A 6,087-nucleotide genomic window follows, 5' to 3' on the forward strand; every position below is an offset into this window, starting at 1 on the left:
CTTGTGAAAAATGCGTAATATACGCGCCCTTAGTCACAGTTGGCCACTCTTTCTTCGCCTATGCGTATCGGACAATACCAGTTGAAAAACTGTCTTATTGCAGCCCCTATGGCTGGCATAACGGATCGCCCGTTTCGATCACTATGCTACACCATGGGTGCAGGTATGACAGTCTCAGAGATGCTTTCTTCCAATCCTCAGGTCTGGAAGACGGATAAATCCCGGCTACGTATGGTTCATCGCGACGAACCCGGAGTGCGTTCTGTACAGATTGCCGGTAGTGATCCCGATGAGATGGCAGCGGCGGCGAAAATCAACGTCGACAATGGTGCTCAGATCATCGATATCAATATGGGGTGCCCAGCCAAAAAGGTTAATCGTAAATTGGCAGGCTCAGCATTACTGCGTTATCCAGAACTGGTTCAAAAAATCCTTTCTGCGGTAGTCAATGCGGTTGATGTACCTGTTACATTGAAGATCCGTACAGGATGGTCACCGGAAGAACGTAACTGTGTAGAAATTGCCCAATTGGCTGAACGTTGTGGTATTCAGGCGCTTACCATTCATGGCAGGACTCGTTCTTGTCTGTTTAATGGTGAAGCCGAGTATGACAACATTCGGACAGTTAAGCAGACTGTTGCCATTCCAATTATTGCTAATGGCGACATTACTGACCCGCTAAAAGCCAGAGCAGTGCTTGAATACACCGGGGCTGATGCCCTGATGATAGGCCGTGCTGCTCAGGGAAGACCCTGGATCTTTCGGGAAATCCAGCATTATCTGGAAACAGGAGAACTGCTGTCACCGATGCCCCTTGGCGAGGTGCAGCGTTTAATGAACGAGCATGTACGAGAACTGCACGACTTTTACGGTCAAGGCAAAGGAGTTCGTATTGCACGTAAGCATGTATCTTGGTATCTCAAGGAACATGCTCCTGATGACCAGTTTCGGCGCTCATTCAACGCCATTGAGGATGCCAGCGAACAGCTGGAGGTGTTGGAAGCATACTTCGAAAATTTTTGCGTAAATAAAGAAAAGAGCTGACAGAACTATGTTCGAACAACGCGTAAATTCTGACGTACTAACCGTTGCTACTGTAAATTCACAAGATCAGGTAACTCAAAAACCTCTGCGTGACTCAGTTAAACAAGCACTGAAGAACTATTTTGCTCAACTGAATGGTCAAGACGTCAATGACCTGTATGAGCTGGTACTGGCTGAAGTAGAGCAACCACTGTTGGACATGGTGATGCAATACACCCGTGGTAACCAAACCCGCGCAGCGCTGATGATGGGAATCAACCGCGGTACTCTGCGTAAGAAACTGAAAAAATACGGCATGAACTAATCCTAGTCTAGTAACTTGCTGTTTAAGAAGCACTTTCTCTTTTGGGGAAGTGCTTTTTTCTTTATAAGTACCCCACCAAATACCCCACGTAAAAATCCTCAGCATAAAAATTCATTAGAAAACATAGAGACACACACAATTATCCTATTATTTTAATCAAAGGAAGTTCCTTCCCTGATAAAGGTTCATAATCAATTGTAGTGTTTAGCCAAATTTGACGGGTTAGTTTGAGTGATGACCGACTTGTTTTTACCCCTTTTTCATCCTTGATAAACGTAGGAAAGTCACACAACTTGATGATATTCATTGAGTTGCTTATTAAAAGTGAACAAGATAGATAGAAGATTGAGCAATAGAAAAGAATACAGATCAACATTGAATAAAGTATCACAGTGCGAGAAGTGTATTCGATCAGAATAATAGAACTCTTTTTTTGAAATATCCGATTCCGTTTTTTTAAGGTGTTATTAAATGAAAATTTCCTCTTTCGCTTTGAAAAACTATCGACGACTAGTCAACGTAACCCTAATACTTGATGATAAAACAACTGTTCTTGTTGGCGCTAATAATAGCGGAAAAACATCCTGTATTAGTGCGCTACATACCTTCCTGAAAAGTCCGAACAATCTAAAAGTCCGAGATATATCTAAGCAAAATTGGAAGAAAATCCAAACGTTGGGCGAACAAGTCGAACAAGAATTTCCCACTATCGAGAAAATGCAGGCTCTATCGGATGATTTCGCCAGTTTGCTACCGAGTTTAGACATCGAGATCACCGCGAAGGCAAGTGAGGCATACAAGGTTCGTGACATCCTCCCGGACTTAGAATGGTGTGGTGGTGCCCTATTCGTTCGCATAACTTACGAACCAACCGATATTTCTAAATTATGTCGTGAGTTTGTTGATAAGAGAAGTGTGGTGTCCGAACACAAAGGTAAGGTAAGTCTGTGGCCCAAAGATTTATGTGATTTTCTGGAGAAAGGCCAGAACTTCAGTAAGCTCATAAAGCAAAAACACTACATTTTAAGCAAAGAGGCAAAGTCTACGCTGAGCGAGGTTTTGCAGCCTCTTAAATCTGAAGCTTTAAAAAAGTTAATTCGAGTAGACACTATATCCGAACAACGCGGATTAGGTGCCGAAGATAACACAGATCAAAAGGGGCCATATTCAGAAAAGCAACGTCTCAATAAGTTACTTCGAGAATATTATGATCATATTTTGAATCCAGAAGATTTTCCTGAGATACAAGACCTTGAAGTTTTGGGGCAACAGCAAGCGCTAGAAAAAGAGTTTACCGACAGATTGAATAAGCAGTTTGATGCCCCCTTTAATGAGCTGAAGAATATGGGGTATCCCGGTATCGGTGGCAACCCGGCTGTTGAAATTGCCGCAAAAATTAGTGGTATGGACGCATTACAAAAATCGTCATCGATCCGATACCGTTTTGACAAAGAGGAAGAAGAATTTGTTCCCGAAAGTTACCTAGGGCTTGGTTACCAAAATCTTATATATTTGACCTTTAGGCTTCTGGAATTTCGCGACAAATGGATGCGCGTTGGAAAGTCATCTGCCTTTGAGGATAAAATGGAAGACCAGATAGAACCAATCCATTTAGTTTTACTCGAAGAACCGGAAGTCAATCTGCATGCTCAAGTCCAACGAGTATTCGTATCGAAAGCTTATGATACTTTACGGAATCATTCCGACTTGTGTAGCAAACAAGATGAATCTGAATACCAAACACAGCTTGTGATTAGTACACACTCTAGCCATATTATCAACGATATTGACTTCAAAGAGTTACGGTACTTCCGGCGAAATAATACTGACACTTCAATTGCAATGGATCATACGTCAATTGCAAATATGTCAGAGTTATTCGTGAATCCAAAAGATGAACTTCAGTTTGTCAGAAAACACTTAAAGCTCACTCACTGTGACATTTTCTTTGCCGATGGGGTTATATTCGTTGAAGGTCAAGCCGAACGTCTTCTGGTGCCTGAGTTCATTTCCAATAGATTTCCGGACTTATCGAAACGATACATCTCTATACTGGAGGTAAGCGGTGCACACACTCACAAATACAAAGAGTTAGTCGAAAAACTTGGGGTTGCGACTTTGGTGCTGACAGATCTTGATTCAGTTGATAACGAAGGGAAATCATGCTTCCCACAAAAGAATTCAGATCAAAAAACCAATAATGATACCTTGAAGATATGGCATCCAAAAAAAGAAGTTTTGGATGACTTGGTGGCCTTACCAAAAGCGGAACATGCTACAAATAGTCAAGGTGCGCCACTTTACATTGCCTACCAAAAGCCAACTCAGATTACTGGGAAGGAAATTTTATCCCGTACTTTTGAAGATGCATTGATTTTGGCGAATTCTGAAAATAAATATTTTCAGCGTAAACAAAAAATTCAAGACGCCTTTGAAAATGATAGTAACTCCCTATCAGAGTCACTCTATGGCTATGTGCAAGCTTTAAAGAAAGGAGACTTTGCCTTCGATTGCCTTTTCTATATCGCAAATAACAAAGAAGATTGTTTCAATCCCCCCGAATACATGAGTGAAGGTCTTAAATGGCTAGAAAATCAGCTTCAGTACAAAATGTAGGAGGAGATTATGTCAGAAGAATTTTACTTGGCGGAAACCAAACCTATTGATCATGACAATGGGATTGATAAAGGGATCCAAGAGTGTCTTCGTATAGGTTCAGGGAAAAGTTTTATCACCTTTGCGGGAGCAGGATCGGGTAAAACTTATTCTCTAAAAGAAGCTCTAGATTTTCTGAAAAAAGAGCATTCTGGTAACTTTATTCGCCAAGGTAAGCAAATTGCTGTTGTAACCTTCACGAATAACGCAGCCGATGAAATCGTGGATCGGATTGAGCAAAATCCCATCTTTGCGGTTTCAACGATTCACAGCTTTTGTTGGTCTGCTATTGCTGGTTTTAATGAAGACATTCGCAAGTGGTATCTGGAGAAAATTCCTGCGAAGCTTGACGAAATAGAAAATTTGGAAAGTCGTGGTCGCGAAGGTAAAGCATCAGAAGATCGAAAGAGAGAAATCACCCGGCTAAAGGAAAAAATGGATTGGTTAGCTGAACCTCGCTCATTCATTTACGACCCAAATGGCGTCAACTCTGCAAAGAATGCGTTGTCGCATGCGGATGTTTTAAAGCTTTTCTCAAGTTTTTTGACTACTAAGCCGATGATGGCAGAAGTCATTGTAAATAAGTTCCCTTTCATATTTATCGACGAAAGTCAGGATACCAACAAAGATGTAATCCGAGCATTCTTTGAGCTGCAACATGCCAAATCAAATAAAGTTGTCATCGGCTTGTTTGGAGATACGATGCAACGTATCTTCGGTGGGGGAGAATCTGAGCTGGGTAACACCAAGCCAAGTGATTGGACTACCTTCAACAAAGAAATGAACCATCGCTCAGCGCGACGCATTGTTGCTTTGGGTAATCAAATCCGTAGTGAAGATGATAAACGAAAACAATTTGCTCGAGATGGAGCTGCAGACGGTTATATTCGATACTTCTTATTATCGAACAGTGTTTCAAACAAAGATGAAATTGAAGCCAAAATTCGTGAGATTATGGCAAAAGTTACAAGTGACACGAATTGGACAGATACTAAATCCAAAGATACAGCTATCTTGCTTCTGGAACATAAAATGGCTGGACGTCGTCTTGGCTTTAATGATCTTTGGAACAAGCTTGAAACATCAGACAAAATTAAAGATCAAATTTCTAGAGGTGAAAATTCCGAACTAAATTTTTTTTCCGAAATTGTTTTTCCTATGGCTGAAGCGAGTCTTAATGAAAGACGAGCTGAATTGATGTCTATCCTGAGAGAAAGAAATTCGCCGCTTTTGGAAGCCAGTGTACTGGATGCTAACAAAAAAGATCCGCTTGTACTTGCTCGAAATGCTGAACATGCTTTCAGGGATGTGATCTCAGATGAAAAGGTCAGTTTTCGTACAGCTTTGGAAGTTTTAGCTAAATATAATCTGGTGATAATTCCAGCGAAATTACAGGCGATTGTAGTTACCTCTAAAGAGAGTAAAGCTGAATCAGAACCAAAACAAATAGGAGCTATACCGAGGATTGAATCAGAAACTGGAGAGCAGGATGATAGCGAGATAACTGCTTGGACTGAAGCTTTAAAAACTAATTTCTTTCAAATTCGAAATTATAATGACTACATCAATGAGAATTCAATTTTTCGAACCCATCAAGGCGTGAAAGGTAACGAATTCGAGCGTGTGATGGTTGTTATGGATGATGATGAAGCAGGTGGGTTTCTATTTTCTTACGAGCAGTATTTTGGAGTAAAGGAACTTTCGAGTGCAAGCAAAAAAAAACAGAATGCAGGTGAAGAGACTGGGTTTGAACGAACTAGGCGATTGTTCTATGTCACATCCACACGGGCTAAAAATAGCCTTGCCCATGTGATTTATACATCCAATGTAGCTAGGGTAAAGGAAAATCTTATTGAAAAGAAATTTGCGCGAGAAAATGAAATTATTGAGTTGTAAAAGTAATGAAATTAAAGGCATTAGCTGCGACTTAACCTGACGTTATCCTACGGTGCCCGAATGCAGCTTAATGCGACAGAACCTCTTTATCATGGTATAACTGATTATATAATCCAAGAAGAAAAAATTAAAAGTTATGAGATATTAATATGAATCTTTTAAAGAGAGAAAAAATACAAGGTGTGAAT

General features: G+C 40.6%; 4 protein-coding genes. All 4 read left to right on the forward strand.

Annotation, left to right across the window (positions count from 1 at the left end):
• The first annotated feature begins 60 nt into the window (after positions 1-60).
• The 4 genes from dusB to AACX68_RS13585 all read left to right on the forward strand — a co-directional run bounded on the left by dusB (position 61) and on the right by AACX68_RS13585 (position 5,899).
• A complete protein-coding gene (dusB, locus tag AACX68_RS13570) occupies positions 61-1,044 on the forward strand; it encodes a tRNA dihydrouridine synthase DusB (protein ID WP_099109617.1) in 984 nt (327 codons plus the stop codon).
• Positions 1,045-1,051: 7 nt separating this feature from the next.
• Positions 1,052-1,348, forward strand: a complete 297-nt coding sequence (gene fis / locus AACX68_RS13575; protein ID WP_010847912.1) for a DNA-binding transcriptional regulator Fis — start codon at positions 1,052-1,054, stop codon at positions 1,346-1,348.
• Positions 1,349-1,819: 471 nt separating this feature from the next.
• A complete protein-coding gene (locus tag AACX68_RS13580) occupies positions 1,820-3,964 on the forward strand; it encodes an ATP-dependent nuclease (RefSeq protein WP_228858069.1) in 2,145 nt (714 codons plus the stop codon).
• A gap of 9 nt (positions 3,965-3,973) precedes the next feature.
• Positions 3,974-5,899, forward strand: coding sequence for a UvrD-helicase domain-containing protein (locus tag AACX68_RS13585; RefSeq protein ID WP_228858070.1), 1,926 nt, complete (start codon positions 3,974-3,976; stop codon positions 5,897-5,899).
• Positions 5,900-6,087: the final 188 nt, after the last annotated feature.

This window comes from Xenorhabdus sp. PB61.4, assembly GCF_963894935.1.
In the GTDB taxonomy this organism is placed as follows: Bacteria; Pseudomonadota; Gammaproteobacteria; order Enterobacterales; family Enterobacteriaceae; genus Xenorhabdus; species Xenorhabdus stockiae.